Origin of the sequence: Streptococcus mitis (genome assembly GCF_003942775.1) — a bacterium.
GTDB lineage: Bacteria > Bacillota > Bacilli > Lactobacillales > Streptococcaceae > Streptococcus > Streptococcus mitis_CN.
The window spans coordinates 134,652-148,309 of record NZ_RJNX01000005.1; the positions used below are offsets into that span (position 1 = coordinate 134,652).

Sequence of the window (13,658 nt, forward strand, 5' to 3'; positions counted from 1 at the left end):
TAAAATCCTACAGAAGAAAAACCTCACTAAAAGCGAGGTCAATACAGGGGAGATAGCAGGTATTTTGCGAAAAAACACATTACATACCAAAAGATAAACCTAGAAAAAGCAAGCCTAAAAAGGAGTCATAAAGAAGATTGAACATGAGGAAAAGCCCCCATATCATCAAGTAATCCCAACGCCCACTTCGTTTAGCGACTAGGAATAATACCAAATGGTAGAGTAAATGAAAGACTAAAAAACCAATAAAACCTGGATAGAGAAGCGGAATCAGTTTCTCTAATTGCCAGATCATGATAACTTCTAGCAAGACTGAAACTAGGATGATTCCATAATAAAGGAAATTCGATTTTTTTGTTTCTTGAAAAGCGTTTTTCATCATTCTCCCTCCCTTCACTTCTTTCCTGCTATCCTTTCTTTTATTTTATCATATATTTATATAGATTTTAATCGCTAACATTCTTTTGAAAAATACTTTTTTTGCTTTACTTCTATAGTGAAAAGGTTTACAATTATAGTAAGAAAATTTCAGGAGGTTTCATTATGGCACAACGTTACCAAAATATCATGGTCGCAATCGATGGTTCTAAAGAAGCAGACTTGGCTTTTGTCAAGGGAGTTCATTCTGCTCTACGAAACGACGCTAAACTCACCATCGCACATGTCATTGACACACGCGCACTCCAAAGCGTATCCACCTTTGATGCTGAAGTTTACGAAGAACTCCAAGTCGACGCTGAAAGTCTGATGAAAGAGTACGAAAAACGTGCTAAAGATGCTGGTGTGGCAGATGTTCATATCGTCATTGAAATGGGAAATCCAAAGACCCTACTGGCACGTACTATTCCCGATGCTGAGGAAGTGGACCTCATCCTCGTTGGCGCAACTGGTCTCAACGCCTTTGAACGCCTCTTGGTCGGTTCTTCATCTGAATACATCCTCCGCCATGCTAAGGTTGATTTGCTGGTTGTGAGAGAACAAGAAAAAACCTTATAACCATCAAGAAAAGGAGCCCCCAGCTCCTTTTTGTTTACTGTTTATTTCTCTCTTTATGGCGTTCATAAGCCTTGAGCTGACGCTGCAGTTCCTTTTTAATAGCAGGTTCTGGAGCATATTTTTCTTCCCAATCATCTGGCTTTAAGATTTTGTGGGTCACTGGATCAAAATGAGCCTTGCCATCTGGGAAAATTTTCCCCATATTGGCCTGATGGACAATATCAAAAATACGTTCTGGGTCCACCCCCATCAAAACAAAACTACCATAGGTAAAGTAAAGCGTGTCAATCAGGGCATCCACTTGCCCCACCAAATCTTCCTGGGCTGGCGTCTTCTTAGCTACTTTATCTGCTGCCTTATCAAGAGCCTGATGAAGTTGCGATAGAGCTTGACCAAAGTCCTCTTCAGAAGGACTGGCCGCTCGAACAAACTCCACCAATTCTTCTATTTTAAAACCAGCCCTGTGGGTTGCACCTTCTAAATCCCAAGCTCGAGGTTCTTCTTGAGTTCGTTCATCCATCATGTGGTGGAAGGTCTTGACCTTATTGAAATGATAGTCACGGCTGACAAAGACTTTTTCTGAAGCCAAAACACCAAAATGTTCCAAGGCCTTGTGAATTCCGTCTTGCTGATTGCTGGTAGTGATATGCTTGGCAACTTCCTTGACACTGCTACTACCATTTCCCATAGCGACCGACATACCCACACCTGCAAGCATTTCTAGGTCGTTATCTGAGTCACCAAAGGCCATCACTTGGTTGAGGTCAAAGCCATATTCTTTCCCAACTCTGCGAATACCTTCCAATTTAGAATTACCTTGATTGATGACATCCGCTGCAAATGGATTACTACGTGTCAATTTCAAGTCTTCAAAATCAGCTGCTGCCTTCTCAGATTCTTCTGGCGTCATCAACATCAAAACTTGGTAGATAGGCTGATTCATTAGATCAAGCAGGTCTTCTTCCTTTTGGGGAACAACCTTGCTGACCATACGATTAAAGGAATGACTCACCGTCCGAGTTAAAACAGAGGGAACGAAGCGACTGATTCGTTGGGAAAACGAACCCAGACCAAAAGACATGATTTTGGAACCCAGCATGGCATCCTTGGTCCCTAGGGCAATCTCCTTGCCCTCTTTTTTAGCATACGTAATGAGCTGGCGCAAATGTAACTTGGAAATTGGGCTCGTGAACAAGACTCTGTCTTTAGTAAAGATATACTGGCCATTATAGGTTACCGCAAAATCCAGATTCAAATCGTCCATCAATTCCTTAACAAAAAAAGGTCCTCGCCCTGTCGCTACACCAACTAGCACCCCTTGTTCTTTGACAATTTTAATCGCGTCCTTAGTGGATTTCAAAACACTCTTGCGATCGTTGACCAAGGTTCCATCGATATCAAAAAAAACAGCTTTGACTTCCATCCTATCCCAATCTCCCCTTTTGTGATACAATGATTATACCACATTTCAGAAAGAGTGAGTAAATCATGCCTAAGAAAATCCTTGTTTTACATACAGGTGGGACTATTTCCATGCAGGCCGATGCTTCTGGCGCTGTTGTGACTAGTTCAGATAATCCCATGAACCACGTGTCCAACCCACTTGAAGGAATCCAAGTCCACGCCTTGGACTTTTTTAACCTGCCAAGCCCTCATATCAAACCCAATCATATGCTAGCCCTCTACCAAAAAATTAAAGAGGAAGCTGCTAACTACGATGGAGTGGTGATCACACACGGGACCGATACTTTAGAGGAAACAGCCTATTTCCTTGACACCATGGAAGTTCCCCACATGCCAATTGTTCTAACAGGAGCCATGCGCAGCTCCAACGAACTCGGCAGTGACGGTGTTTATAATTATCTGAGTGCTTTGCGGGTAGCTAGCGATGACAAGGCTGCTGACAAAGGAGTTTTGGTCGTTATGAACGATGAAATCCACGCTGCCAAGTATGTTACCAAAACGCATACAACCAACGTCAGCACCTTCCAGACTCCAACACACGGTCCACTTGGTCTGATTATGAAACAGGAAATCCTCTACTTTAAAACAGCTGAACCTCGTGTTCGCTTTGACCTTAATCACATACAAGGCTTAGTCCCTATCATCTCTGCTTATGCTGGTATGACAGATGAGCTGATTGATATGCTTGATTTGGAACAGTTGGACGGTTTGATTATCCAAGCCTTCGGAGCTGGTAATATTCCCAAAGAAACGGCTGAAAAGTTAGAAAGCCTTCTGCAAAAAGGAATCCCAGTCGCCCTTGTTTCACGATGCTTTAACGGTATTGCGGAACCTGTTTATGCCTACCAGGGCGGGGGCGTGCAGTTGCAAAAATCTGGTGTCTTCTTTGTTAAAGAACTCAACGCCCAAAAAGCCCGCCTAAAGCTCCTCATTGCCCTCAATGCCGGACTAACAGGACAGGCTTTGAAAGACTATATGGAAGGGTAAGTCTCTTCTCTAAAAACAAATCAGGAAATCTTCACGATTCCCTGATTTTTTCTATTTACGTTTTCGTGTTGAGCGGCGTTCTGTCAAACCATGAGGTAAGAGAACTTCACGTTCTTCCAACTCTTCCTTGTGCATAATCTTAGTCAGCATACGCATGCTAATAGCACCAAGGTCATAAAGAGGTTGGGCAATAGTGGTTAAGTTTGGACGGGTAAAGCGAGAGACTTGTGAATCATCACTAGTAATGATTTCAAACTCTTCTGGTACTGACACACCCTTATCAGCAAGGCCGTTCAAGACACCTGCTGCCAACTCATCACCTGTTACAACTGCTGCAGTTGCATTTGATGAAATCAAGCGTTCTGCCAAGGCATAACCGTCTTCATAAGTGTATTTAGATTCAAATACCAATCCTTCGCTATAAGAAATACCTGCTTTTTTCAAGGCTTCCTTGTAGCCAACCAAACGAACCTTACCATTGATATCATCCACTAGTGGACCGCTAACGAAAGCAATGCGCTCATTTTCTTTAGCAAGGTAGGTCACTGCATCAATCGTTGCTTGTTTGTAGTCAATATTGACACTTGGAAGTTGATGTTCTACATCCACTGTCCCTGCAAGAACAACTGGTGTCCGAGAGCGAGAAAACTCTGAACGAATTTTTTCAGTCAAGTGGTAACCCATAAAAATGATACCATCCACTTGCTTAGAAAACAATGTATTGACAACCGAAACTTCCTTGTCATCATCCTCATCACTATTGGCAAGGACGATGTTATACTTGTACATTTCAGCGATATCATCAATCCCTTTAGCAAGCGTTGAGAAATAGCCATTGGTAATATTGGGAATCACAACTCCGACAGTGGTTGTCTTTTTACTTGCAAGACCACGCGCTACTGCATTTGGACGGTAATCCAAACGGTCAATCACCTCAAGCACTTTTTTTCGAGTATTCTCTTTTACATTCTTGTTGCCATTGACTACACGGCTAACTGTCGCCATTGAAACTCCTGCTTCACGGGCGACATCATAAATCGTTACTGTATCGTCTGTATTCATTCCATTTCCTTTCTATATCATACCTCACGAGACTCCAAAAAAAGAGACGGTATGAAAATTTCGTTTTCATGATTCTACTTATTCCATTTTATCACTATTTGTAAACACTTTCAAGCGTTTTTTGAAGATTATTTGAAAAAATTTCATAGGAAGCTATGTTTATGAAGAAAAAATCGCCTTTTCTTGATTTTTAATCCTATTTGCTGTATGATAAGGGAAAAGAAAGGGGGAAGAAATATGGCTTTTACCAATACCCATATGCGGTCAGCTAGTTTTGGCATTGTTACCAGCTTGCCTGATGATGTTATTGACTCTTTTTGGTACATCATCGACCACTTCTTAAAAAATGTCTTTGAATTGGAGGAGGAACTCGAGTTTCAATTGCTTAATAACCAAGGAAAAATTACCTTCCACTTTTCAAGTCAACATCTCCCTACAGCCATTGATTTTGACTTTAACCACCCTTTCGACCCTCTTTATCCCCCGAGAGTCCTGGTTTTAGATATGGACGGTAGAGAAACTATCCTCCTCCCAGAAGAAAATGACCTATTTTAAAAACTCTAGCCTTCAGTTGCAAGTGACTGAAAACTAGAGTTTTTTCTATTGTTTCAAAGCATTATACAAGTTGCGGATCGGTTGCTTTAATGTCGGATGGATAAAATGAGGCGCAATTTCCTGTAAGGACTCAAGGACAAAAAGGCGTTCCGCTATATAAGGATGAGGCAAGATGAGGTCGTCTGTATAAAGAATCTGATCCTCCACAAGGAGCAAGTCCAAATCAATCAAACGAGGCCCCCAATGTACTTCTCTCACCCGTCCCATCTCTGACTCAATGGCTAACAAGGTCTCTAATAGAACTGGGGCAGGCAACCAGGTTTCTACCTCAACCACTTGATTAGCAAAACTATCTTGCTCGACACCTCCCCAAGGCTCCGTCGTCAAGACACTGGACTCTTTGAGAATATGGATACCTCGATTTCGCATTTTCTCAATGGCTTGTTTCAAGTTTGCTTGTTTATCTCCCATGTTGCTTCCTAGCGCGATAAAGGCTCGCTGTTTGCGACGGTGGATGGTTACTGAGCAAGTATCTAGTGGCAAATGCACTGGCGCCCAAGGTTTTTTGAGTTCCAGCTTCATTTCTTGGACAAGAGGATAAGCCTCAAAGGTACGTTCTACTAGTTTGTAGGCTACCGTTTCAATCAAATCCTCAGTGCTCTCCTGAAACCAAGTCGTCCACTGCTGACACAATTCTCCGTAATGGACAGAGGCTGTTAAATCCAAGTCTGTAGCCGCCTTGGTCATATCATAGGATAAGATGGCTGAAACGACAAACTTCTGCCCCAATTCTTTTTCACTAGGAAAAAGACCATGATAGGCAAAAATTTCCAAATCTTTAATCTGCAGTTGATCCATAATGATTCCTTTCTAGAAAAATCCGCTTGAAGCGGATTCTTTTTATACTCAATGAAAATCAAAGTGCAAACTAGGAAGCTAGCCACAGGCTGCTCAAAACACTGTTTTGAGGTTGCAGATGAAAGCTGACGTGGTTTGAATTTGATTTTTTAAGAGTATTATAGTCCCATTAAACGATAAGCTTGGTCGCGGAGATCCTTATCTGTTTCAAATAGACCACGAGCTACTGTCGTCAAGGTTGCAGTGCCTGGTTTTCTGACACCACGCATGCTCATACACATATGTTCCGCCTCAATGACAACAAAGGCTCCTTTAGCACCTAGATAGTCCATCAAGGCATCGGCCACTTCGATATTCAAACGTTCTTGAATTTGTGGTTTTTTCGAATAAACTTCAACCGTACGAGCTAGCTTAGACAAACCTGCCACACGACCATCTGGAATGTAGGCAATATGTGCTCTCCCATAAAATGGTAGAAAGTGGTGTTCACACATGGTATGGAAAAAGATATCCTTTTCTACCACCATATTATCGTCAATAATCTCAAAGGATTTTGACAAATGTTCCTCCGCTGTTTGACCAAGACCTGAAAAAATCTCTTGGTACATACGACCCACACGAGCAGGTGTTTCCTGCAAGCCCTCGCGGTTAGCGTCCTCTCCGACGGCCTCGATAATCATTTTTACAGCTGCTTCAATCTTTTGTGTATCCATTTTCGTTTTTCCTCTCCATCAGATAGGCTCTCACTTGGCTCAAGAAATACAAGGAACCCGTGACAATCCTAACTGTTTGTTTCTCTTCTTTTTTATCTGTCAATTTCTGCTCTAGAAAATCCTGCCAACCTTGGTAGCTGAGATTTCTAGACTTAGCTGCCTCTTCCAGCACGCTTTCATCAGTCGCCCGACTATCGTCAAAATGTGTCAGAGTAAGCTCGGTATCTGGGATTTGCTCCAACAAATCCAACATATCCTCCAAGGCCTTGGTTTTGATACAAGTAAAGAGGATTTCCTTACGATAATTCGCAAAGCGTTCTTGCAAAGTTGCTAATAAAGCCTTGATAGCATGGGGATTGTGGGCTCCATCCAAAATCATCAAGGGTTCTCTTGACACGATTTCCAAACGCCCTGGCCAACTTGTTTCTTCCAAGGCTTGAGCAAGCAAGTGATTGCTTGCTAGTTCTCGACCTTCTTCTTGACAAAAAGTATCAAGTAAAGCTATGGCCATCCCAGCATTCTCTATCTGGTGCAAACCAAGCAGGCCAGTCTGGAAGCGACCTTGTCTGACAACACTTGTATAGTCAAAGACTTCGCCTGTAACCACACTCTTTTGATGGCTGATCTGATAATCTGCCCCGTATGCAAGTCTCGGCGCATTTTTATCTTCCGCAATGCGGTCAATCACAGCCAAAGCTTCTGGAGCAATACGCCCTGTTACCAAGGGAATCCCTTGTTTGATAATACCTGCCTTCTGCTCTGCTATGGCCTCCAAAGTGTCACCAAGTAGGGCTACATGATCCAATCCAATAGTCGTAATTCCTGTCAAAATGGGCTGGCAAACATTGGTACTATCCAAAAGTCCACCCATGCCCACTTCCATGATAGCCACATCTACTTGCTCTATGGCAAAGTAGTCATAGGCTATGGCTGTGATAATCTCAAACTCGGTTGTGCCCTGTAAATTAGCGGCCGCTTCTCCCTCCAACAAAGACTGATAGTCTGCCATGAGGGCTTCTAGTCTAGCCTCTGGGATAGATTCCCCATTGATGCTAATCTGATCTGTGTAATGAATGAGATAGGGCGAGCTAAACACGCCAACTCTCAGCCCTAGCTTTTCTAGCATCTTTTTCAAAAAAGCAATGGTCGAACCCTTGCCATTGGTCCCTCCGATATGGATGACCTTGAGTTTGAGATGGGGATTGCCACGCAAAGCTAATAGTTCCTCCATTCGTTCCAAGCCAAAATGCGGTTGGTCCGTCCGGTAGTTAGCAATCCACTGATTGTTTTGAATTTCTTTCATCTTATTTATATTGTTTTAAATCTAAATCTTCCGCTTCATCAGCCAGACGAATGGCGGAGGCAATTTCAACTGCCATCCTGTGACTAACTACATCATGCACGCGCACCACTTCCACACCCTGTCTCGCAGCGATACTGGTTACATGAGCCGAAGCCGTATCTCGATTGCGGAAACCAAGTTCCGTCTCAGGATTGACTTCAAAACCACTTTCTTCAAGGATATTGATGACAAACCGCTTGCGCGACACTCCAAGAAAGATTGGATAGCCCTTCTGATGTAGTTTATCCAGGTCCCGTAAAAGAAGCAGATTTTCTTTCTTGGTCAGACCAAATCCAATCCCTGGATCCAGCAGGATATTTTCTGGTGCAATACCAGCTTCCTCTGCTCTCGCTAGTGCTCGTTCAAAGAAAGCCTCCATCAAGTCTTCGATTGGCAATGTTTCAAAGTCAGCTAACTCTTCCTCTGTAAAAGCTTGACCAAAACCAAAATGAGGAAATATAAGCGAGCTAGGGTGCTGAGGTCGCGCCATGACTGGATTAAACATGATGACCACTTTCGCTCTCGCTTCAGCTACCACATGGGCCATTTTTTCATCACCCATGAAACCAGTGATATCATTGACTAGATTAGCACCAGCAGCCAAAGCAGCCTCTGCCACCTGACTTTTCCAAGTATCGATAGAAATGAGGACATCACTTTCCTTGCGAATCGCTTTAATCACTGGAACAACACGCTGGATTTCCTCTTCTATCTCAACATAGCTGCTTCCCGGCCGAGTCGATTCTCCGCCGATATCTAGCATACTAGCCCCTTCTGCTATCAATTTACGAGCCTGCTGGAGTGCTTGCTCAAGAGCAAAAAATTGACCACCGTCCGAAAAGGAGTCTGGGGTTACATTGATAATTCCGCAAATAGCTGTCTTTACATGATTGGATTTACTTGACATATCGGTCACTCCCTCAAGGCTTTTCACCATATTATTTCTCTATTTTACCATAAAAAGAAAAAGATGGATACGATTGCATTCATCTTTCCCTAGTAGAAAGAGATCAGTTCCTACATGAAAACTTTCTAAACAGAAATTCCTAATGTCCGACTCATAATCACCACAAGAGCTAGCAAACAGAAAGCAACCCCATTCACAATCATGTGAAGTAAGATCGACATTTCCAAACGTTGGGTCTTATAAGCCGTCCAAGATAGAACGATCGACATACCTCCATAAATCAATAAAGAAGGTAGATTACTTGGTTGATGCAATAAAGCAAACACAATCGTACCGACTACAAATCCCAAGTTCTCTTTTCCTCGGAAAATCTTTTTAGGAACAATCCCACGGCACAAGATTTCCTCACAAATCGGAGCCAGCAAGGCTAGCAAGAAGAAACTGGAAATCAGTGAACTATTTTGAACCATATCGTTAATCTGAGACTGATTACTTGTTGTCGTCTCATTTGACAATTGCAATAAGATGGAACCAAGTATATTTGACCCGATAATAACTAGATAACTCAAGCCCAAACGTGCCAAATCCTTAGCTCTAAAAAAAGAAAAATTAAAACTTGCTAATTGCTTTTTACGAGCCCCTATAATAAACAGTGCCAGAATCACAATCGAAATACCAGCAACTATAAGCCCTGACTGTAACAGTGGTACTGCATTTAAAGTTAAAATAGCAGTAACCCCTATAGGAATCTGATATAAAATTGTCGCTAGCAAAAAGATTAACAGCCAGCCTGCACGATTCAATAATTCTTTCCACATACTTTTCTCTTTCATCACCTATCTCCTTTGTATTAAAAAAGGGGGGAAATCCCCCTGGGTAATTCTATTATAGGGCCATACTGATGTAGTTAAGGATAAACAAGGCATCCAAAATCCAAATCATAACATGAACATCTTTAGCTTGACCTTTGACAAGCTTAGTCAAAGTGTAAGTCAAGAAACCAACTGCAATCCCTTGAGTGATAGAGTAGCTGAATCCCATAAAGATAGATGTGAAGAAGGCAGGAACCGCTTCAGACATATCGTCCCAATGGATATTTTTCAAGCTAGCCAACATCATAATCCCAACGATAATCAAGATTGGAGCTGTAGCGGCTGTTGGTACAATCGCTAGAAGTGGACTAAAGAAGCTTGAGATCGCAAAACAGATAGCTACAACCAAGGCTGTCAAACCAGTACGTCCACCTGCACCGATACCAGCAGCAGACTCAACATAAGTCGTTACGTTCGAAGTACCAGCGATGGCACCAATTGAAGTACCAATCAAGTCAGAGTAAAGAGCCTTATCCAACTTAGCTGATTGGTGATTTTCACCATTTGTCGCTACGATACCAACTTTTTCACCTGTACCGATCAAGGTACCAATTGTATCAAAAATATCTGTCAATGAAAAGGCAAGAATAGCCATCAGAGTTTCAGGCAAGCGAGCTGTATCTGAAATCAAAGCTCCCAAACCTTCTGAACCAAGAGCTGCACCAAAAACTGTCTTCAAGTCTTCAAAGGCTGCACCAACATGGTTATTAGCAAAATCGATACTAGACAAATCTACCAAACCAACTGCAATAGCAAGAATAGTTGTTGTCAAGATAGAAAGGATAATTCCCCCTTTAATCCCTTTAATGACAAAGAAGATTGTGATAGCAAGTCCTGCAAGAGCCACCAAAACAGCTGGATTATTAAAGCTAACCAAGCCTGGAACTGCTGAAGAGTTTGCTGCAATCGTTGCTTGAGCCTTGTCAGCCCCTTCTCCTACAACAGTATAGTTACCTGGATCAATCGTAAATTTCAAAAGTCCAGCATTCTTAATCCCTACATAGGCAAGGAAGACACCGATACCAGCTGAAATAGCTGAGCGAAGGGCATTTGGAATCGATTCAATGATCATTTTACGAACATTTGTCAAAGTGATAATCAATGAGATAATTCCACAGATGAAGACCATAGCTAGGGCTTCTTGCCAAGAATAACCGAGTCCAAATACAACTGTAAAGGTAAAGAAGGCATTGAGTCCCATACCTGGCGCTTGAGCATATGGTAAGTTAGCATAGAAGGCCATCATCAGGGTACCAGCAACTGCACCGATAATCGTTGCGAGGAATACACCCTGAGCAGGCATTCCTGTTTGCGAAAGAATTTGTGGGTTTACAAAGAGAATATAACTCATTGCAAAGAAAGTTGTTAAACCAGCGAGAACCTCTGTACGAACGTCTGTACCGTTCTCTTTTAGTTTAAATAATTTGTCCATTATTAATCTCCTTTTAATTTTTACGAACAATAATAGAATTATATCATTTATCATTCACTTTTTCAATATCTTTGTTTGATTTATTTAAGAATTTGATGAAATTTCTTTTTTGGTTTCGAATCTGCTTTTCTGCCTGCTTTCTGTTATAATAGTAGACATCTTATCTGAAAATACACTAGAAAGGTTCCTATGACGAAAAAAATTATTGCAGTTGACCTGGATGGAACCCTGCTCAACTCAGACAGTCAAATTTCTGACTTTACAAAAGAAACCATAAAAAAAGTTACCGAAAAAGGACATCTGGTCATTATTACGACAGGTCGCCCTTACCGCATGTCAAAAGATTTCTACCGTGAACTGGACTTAGACACTCCTATGATTAACTTCAACGGCTCCCTCACTCATTTACCAGACCAAGTTTGGAACTTTGAAAAGTGTTTAACCGTAGACAAAAAATATCTGCTAGACATGGTTCGACGTTCAGAGGACATTCAAGCCGATTTTATCGCTGGAGAATACCGTAAAAAATTCTACATTACAAATCCTAATGAAGAAATTGCCAATCCAAAACTATTTGGTGTAGAAGCTTTCCAGCCTGAAGATCAATTTCAGCCTGAATTGGTGACCAAGGATCCTAACTGCATTCTGTTACAGACTAGAGCCAGTGACAAATATGCCTTGGCAAAAGAAATGAACACCTTCTACCAGCATCAACTTTCTATTAATACCTGGGGAGGTCCGCTCAATATCCTTGAATGTACCCCAAAAGGTGTCAACAAGGCCTTTGCTTTGGACTACTTGCTCAAGGTAATGAACCGTGACAAAAAAGATTTGATCGCTTTTGGAGATGAGCACAATGATACCGAAATGCTCGCTTTTGCTGGGAAAGGTTATGCCATGAAAAATGCCAACCCAGAGCTACTCCCTTATGCAGATGAGCAAATTTCCTTGACAAATGACCAAGACGGGGTTGCCAAAACCCTGCAAGACTTATTCTTATAACCTATACTGATACTCAATGAAAATCAAAGAGCAAACTAGGAAGCTAGCCGTAGGCAGTACTTGAGTACGGCTAGGCGAAGCTGACGTGGTTTGAATTTGATTTTCGAAGAGTATGACCAGCTTGCGAGCTGGTCTTTGTGTTCTTTTCACAGTCTCATCAACCAGTTAATCGATTGTTCTACTTTTTGCATCCAAAACCTTGGAAAAGGCTTTCTTTTGTGATATACTTCACATATAAATACAAGAGAGCTCGTCACACTCGACTCTGTTGACACAAAATCAATCCAGTCCCGTTGTCCCTGTTCTCGGTCAATATCAAGGAGGATAGCTATGAAAGCTGTTGTTGTAAATCCAGAAAGCACTGGTGTTGCTGTTGAAGAAAAAGTACTCCGTCCACTTGAAACTGGAGAAGCACTTGTAGAAATTGAATACTGCGGTGTTTGCCACACTGATCTTCACGTTGCCCATGGTGACTTTGGTCAAGTACCAGGACGTGTCCTAGGTCACGAAGGTGTTGGTATCGTTAAAGAAATTGCCCCAGATGTAAAAAGCCTTAAAGTCGGCGACCGCGTCAGCGTTGCTTGGTTCTTTGAAGGATGTGGCACTTGCGAATACTGTACTACTGGCCGTGAAACTCTTTGCCGTACAGTGAAAAATGCCGGCTACTCAGTAGATGGTGGTATGGCTGAACAATGTATCGTAACTGCAGACTATGCTGTCAAAGTTCCTGACGGACTTGATCCAGCCCAAGCTTCTTCTATCACATGTGCTGGTGTAACAACCTATAAAGCCATTAAAGAAGCCAAAGTTGAACCAGGCCAATGGGTTGTTCTTTACGGTGCTGGTGGACTTGGTAATCTAGCTGTTCAATACGCTAAGAAAGTATTCAATGCTCATGTCATCGCCGTTGATATCAACAATGACAAACTTGCCCTTGCAAAAGAAGTGGGTGCGGACATTGTTATTAACGGCCTCGAAGTTGAAGATGTACCTGGACTCATCAAGGAAAAAACTGATGGTGGAGCTCATTCAGCTGTCGTAACTGCTGTGTCTAAAGTTGCCTTCAACCAGGCTGTTGACTCAGTTCGTGCCGGTGGTCGCGTAGTCGCTGTTGGCCTTCCTTCTGAAATGATGGAACTTAGCATCGTGAAAACAGTTTTAGATGGAATCCAAGTCATCGGTTCTCTTGTAGGAACTCGTAAAGACTTGGAAGAAGCCTTCCAATTCGGTGCAGAAGGTTTAGTAGTTCCAGTTGTTCAAAAACGTCCAATAGAAGATGCCGTAACAATTTTCGACGAAATGGAAAAAGGTCAAATCCAAGGACGTATGGTACTCGACTTCACCCACTAATCTTATAGAAACCTATTTTAAAAGTTGGAATGCGCTTCCAACTTTTTTATATTAAATTTTTAAATAAGAATTCAAAAAAACTTCTCTAAAACTCAATATATCAATATTTTCAGATGTA

Annotated in this window: 14 protein-coding genes; 5 read left to right on the forward strand and 9 right to left on the reverse strand. The window is 42.0% G+C overall.

Annotated features, from left to right (window positions below; all coding sequences use genetic code 11):
• Positions 1-79: 79 nt before the first annotated feature.
• Positions 80-382, reverse strand: a complete 303-nt coding sequence (locus tag D8848_RS07945; RefSeq protein ID WP_185756874.1) for a hypothetical protein — start codon at positions 380-382, stop codon at positions 80-82.
• A gap of 161 nt (positions 383-543) precedes the next feature.
• On the opposite strand from D8848_RS07945, the gene D8848_RS07950 reads away from it, so the two are divergent.
• Entirely contained in the window at positions 544-996 is a 453-nt protein-coding gene (locus tag D8848_RS07950; RefSeq protein WP_000079148.1) for a universal stress protein, read from the forward strand.
• 34 nt (positions 997-1,030) lie between these two features.
• On the opposite strand, the gene D8848_RS07955 is transcribed toward D8848_RS07950, so the two are convergent.
• Positions 1,031-2,419: a Cof-type HAD-IIB family hydrolase gene (locus tag D8848_RS07955; protein ID WP_125443422.1), complete on the reverse strand. Its 1,389-nt coding sequence runs from the start codon at positions 2,417-2,419 to the stop codon at positions 1,031-1,033.
• 65 nt (positions 2,420-2,484) lie between these two features.
• Here D8848_RS07955 and D8848_RS07960 point away from each other — a divergent pair, with 65 nt between their 5' ends.
• A complete protein-coding gene (locus D8848_RS07960) occupies positions 2,485-3,447 on the forward strand; it encodes an asparaginase (protein ID WP_125443423.1) in 963 nt (320 codons plus the stop codon).
• A 51-nt stretch (positions 3,448-3,498) separates the two neighbouring features.
• Here the strand turns inward: D8848_RS07960 and ccpA are convergent, their stop codons facing one another.
• Positions 3,499-4,509, reverse strand: a complete 1,011-nt coding sequence (gene ccpA / locus D8848_RS07965) for a catabolite control protein A (RefSeq protein WP_001090628.1) — start codon at positions 4,507-4,509, stop codon at positions 3,499-3,501.
• Between the two features lie 237 nt (positions 4,510-4,746).
• Between ccpA and D8848_RS07970 the strand changes: the two genes are divergently transcribed.
• Positions 4,747-5,064 carry a DUF960 domain-containing protein gene (locus D8848_RS07970; protein WP_000886035.1) on the forward strand — a complete coding sequence of 106 codons (318 nt, stop codon included), beginning with the start codon at positions 4,747-4,749 and terminating at the stop codon, positions 5,062-5,064.
• Between the two features lie 45 nt (positions 5,065-5,109).
• Here D8848_RS07970 and folK read toward each other — a convergent pair whose 3' ends face one another.
• The 6 genes from folK to D8848_RS08000 all read right to left on the reverse strand — a co-directional run bounded on the left by folK (position 5,110) and on the right by D8848_RS08000 (position 11,188).
• Complete coding sequence (gene folK, locus D8848_RS07975) at positions 5,110-5,922, reverse strand: 2-amino-4-hydroxy-6-hydroxymethyldihydropteridine diphosphokinase (protein WP_125443424.1); 813 nt, start codon at positions 5,920-5,922, stop codon at positions 5,110-5,112.
• A gap of 158 nt (positions 5,923-6,080) precedes the next feature.
• Positions 6,081-6,635 carry a GTP cyclohydrolase I FolE gene (folE, locus tag D8848_RS07980; RefSeq protein ID WP_125443425.1) on the reverse strand — a complete coding sequence of 185 codons (555 nt, stop codon included), beginning with the start codon at positions 6,633-6,635 and terminating at the stop codon, positions 6,081-6,083.
• The gene (locus tag D8848_RS07985) at positions 6,616-7,938 is read right to left on the reverse strand and encodes a bifunctional folylpolyglutamate synthase/dihydrofolate synthase (RefSeq protein ID WP_125443426.1); all 1,323 of its coding nucleotides are present in this window, start codon (positions 7,936-7,938) and stop codon (positions 6,616-6,618) included. The genes folE and D8848_RS07985 overlap by 20 nt, the downstream gene beginning before the upstream one ends.
• 1 nt (position 7,939) lies before the next feature.
• On the reverse strand, positions 7,940-8,914 hold the full coding sequence (gene folP, locus D8848_RS07990; RefSeq protein WP_185756875.1) for a dihydropteroate synthase: 975 nt from the start codon (positions 8,912-8,914) through the stop codon (positions 7,940-7,942).
• A gap of 95 nt (positions 8,915-9,009) precedes the next feature.
• Positions 9,010-9,717: a CPBP family intramembrane glutamic endopeptidase gene (locus D8848_RS07995; protein ID WP_185756876.1), complete on the reverse strand. Its 708-nt coding sequence runs from the start codon at positions 9,715-9,717 to the stop codon at positions 9,010-9,012.
• A 52-nt stretch (positions 9,718-9,769) separates the two neighbouring features.
• Positions 9,770-11,188, reverse strand: a complete 1,419-nt coding sequence (locus D8848_RS08000; RefSeq protein ID WP_000359266.1) for an NCS2 family permease — start codon at positions 11,186-11,188, stop codon at positions 9,770-9,772.
• 189 nt (positions 11,189-11,377) lie between these two features.
• On the opposite strand from D8848_RS08000, the gene D8848_RS08005 reads away from it, so the two are divergent.
• Positions 11,378-12,190, forward strand: coding sequence for a Cof-type HAD-IIB family hydrolase (locus tag D8848_RS08005; protein ID WP_125443427.1), 813 nt, complete (start codon positions 11,378-11,380; stop codon positions 12,188-12,190).
• A gap of 330 nt (positions 12,191-12,520) precedes the next feature.
• Positions 12,521-13,540 carry an alcohol dehydrogenase AdhP gene (gene adhP / locus D8848_RS08010; protein WP_125443428.1) on the forward strand — a complete coding sequence of 340 codons (1,020 nt, stop codon included), beginning with the start codon at positions 12,521-12,523 and terminating at the stop codon, positions 13,538-13,540.
• The last annotated feature ends 118 nt before the right edge of the window (positions 13,541-13,658 follow it).

Coding starts and splice junctions, on each gene's coding strand:
- D8848_RS07945 (WP_185756874.1), bottom strand. CDS start 382: ATGATGAAAAACGCTTTTCAAGAAACAAAAAAATCGAATTTCCTTTAT.
- D8848_RS07985 (WP_125443426.1), bottom strand. CDS start 7,938: ATGAAAGAAATTCAAAACAATCAGTGGATTGCTAACTACCGGACGGAC.
- folK (WP_125443424.1), bottom strand. CDS start 5,922: ATGGATCAACTGCAGATTAAAGATTTGGAAATTTTTGCCTATCATGGT.
- D8848_RS07970 (WP_000886035.1), top strand. CDS start 4,747: ATGGCTTTTACCAATACCCATATGCGGTCAGCTAGTTTTGGCATTGTT.
- D8848_RS07995 (WP_185756876.1), bottom strand. CDS start 9,717: ATGAAAGAGAAAAGTATGTGGAAAGAATTATTGAATCGTGCAGGCTGG.
- folE (WP_125443425.1), bottom strand. CDS start 6,635: ATGGATACACAAAAGATTGAAGCAGCTGTAAAAATGATTATCGAGGCC.
- ccpA (WP_001090628.1), bottom strand. CDS start 4,509: ATGAATACAGACGATACAGTAACGATTTATGATGTCGCCCGTGAAGCA.
- folP (WP_185756875.1), bottom strand. CDS start 8,914: ATGGTGAAAAGCCTTGAGGGAGTGACCGATATGTCAAGTAAATCCAAT.
- D8848_RS07950 (WP_000079148.1), top strand. CDS start 544: ATGGCACAACGTTACCAAAATATCATGGTCGCAATCGATGGTTCTAAA.
- D8848_RS08005 (WP_125443427.1), top strand. CDS start 11,378: ATGACGAAAAAAATTATTGCAGTTGACCTGGATGGAACCCTGCTCAAC.
- D8848_RS07955 (WP_125443422.1), bottom strand. CDS start 2,419: ATGGAAGTCAAAGCTGTTTTTTTTGATATCGATGGAACCTTGGTCAAC.
- D8848_RS08000 (WP_000359266.1), bottom strand. CDS start 11,188: ATGGACAAATTATTTAAACTAAAAGAGAACGGTACAGACGTTCGTACA.
- D8848_RS07960 (WP_125443423.1), top strand. CDS start 2,485: ATGCCTAAGAAAATCCTTGTTTTACATACAGGTGGGACTATTTCCATG.
- adhP (WP_125443428.1), top strand. CDS start 12,521: ATGAAAGCTGTTGTTGTAAATCCAGAAAGCACTGGTGTTGCTGTTGAA.